The organism is Acidovorax sp. KPB24-03, assembly GCF_057546605.1.
Map to the genome: position 1 here is coordinate 1 of NZ_BAAJYR010000690.1, position 1,221 is coordinate 1,221.

General features: G+C 72.9%; 1 protein-coding gene. It reads right to left on the bottom strand.

What is annotated here, in order from left to right; genetic code table 11:
- The coding region (locus tag AC27KI_RS25230; protein WP_487116530.1) for a DUF1800 domain-containing protein at positions 1-1,221 on the bottom strand (1,221 nt) is incomplete at both ends.

Here is a 1,221-nt window from a genome sequence, read left to right on the forward strand (position 1 = left end):
CTTCGGGGCGGTAGAGCGCGGCGGCGCCCGCGCCGGCCAGGGCTCGCGCCACCTCGAAGCGCACGGCCATCTGGCCCGAACTGGTCCACGCGGCCGAATCGAGCGGGTAGCCGTCGGGCGTGGCGCGGCCATACAAGGGCTCTGCCAGGCGCTGCAGCCACGACAGGGCCGGATCGGGGTTGGCCAGCACGCGGTCGGCATAGCCCATGCGCAGGCCGGCCATCACGTACTGCACCGGGTCGCGCAGCCGCTTGCCCAGCGAGGCCTGGAACGGCGCGCTGGCGAACAGCGTCTGCAGCACGGCGGCGATGTGGCCGTCGCTGCGGGTGAACGACTCGGCCATGGCCTCCAGCAGCGCGGGCGGCGGCGCATCGCCCACCAGGTAGGTGGCGAGCTTGCGCGACACGAAGCGCGCCGTGGCCGGGGCGCGGGCCAGGCGGTCGAGCGCCTCGTCCAGTTCGGCCATGCCCTGGCCCTGCAGCGGCTGGCCCAGCAGCTCCTTGGGGCCCCAGTCGTGGCGCTGGGGGTGGAATTCGTACAGGCCGTGGCGCACGTACTGGCGCGTCCACTCGGCTTTGAGCTTCGGCGGCGGCTCGCCCAGCGGGCGCAGCGACACGCCGTGGCCGGTGAGCACGCGCGCCATCTCCTGCACGTCGCGCTGGCTGTAGCCGCCGTCCACGCCCAGGGTGTGCAGCTCCATCAGCTCGCGCGCGTAGTTTTCGTTGATGCGGTTGGCGGCGTTCTGCGCGTTGTCCAGGTAGCGCAGCATGGCGGGGTGGCGCACGGTGGCGCCGAGCAGGTCCCGAAAGCGCCCCAGCGCGTGCGGGCGGATGGCGCGGTCCTCGTAGTCGCCCACCATGGCGCGGATATCGGCCTTGCCGGCGAAGACGCTGAAGTGGTTCATCCAGAACCAGGTCATCTTCTCCTTCAACTGCGCGGGCGAGTACACGGCCCGCAGCACGAAGCGGCGCTCGGCCTCGCGCTGCAGGGCCCGCATGTCGCGCTGGTAGGTCTCCTGCGCGGCCTTGCGCGCCTCCTCGTCGGGCAGGTCCTTGATGGCCTGCTGGCGGCCCTGCATGTCGATGGCCAGCACCTCCATGGGGGTACGGGTGATGGCCATGGCGTCGATCTGGGCCTGGGCCTCGGGCGGCAGGGCTGCGGGGGCGGAGCGCAGCTGGGCGGCCAGGTAGCCCGCCGTGCCGGCCTCGGCCAGCGCCTGCT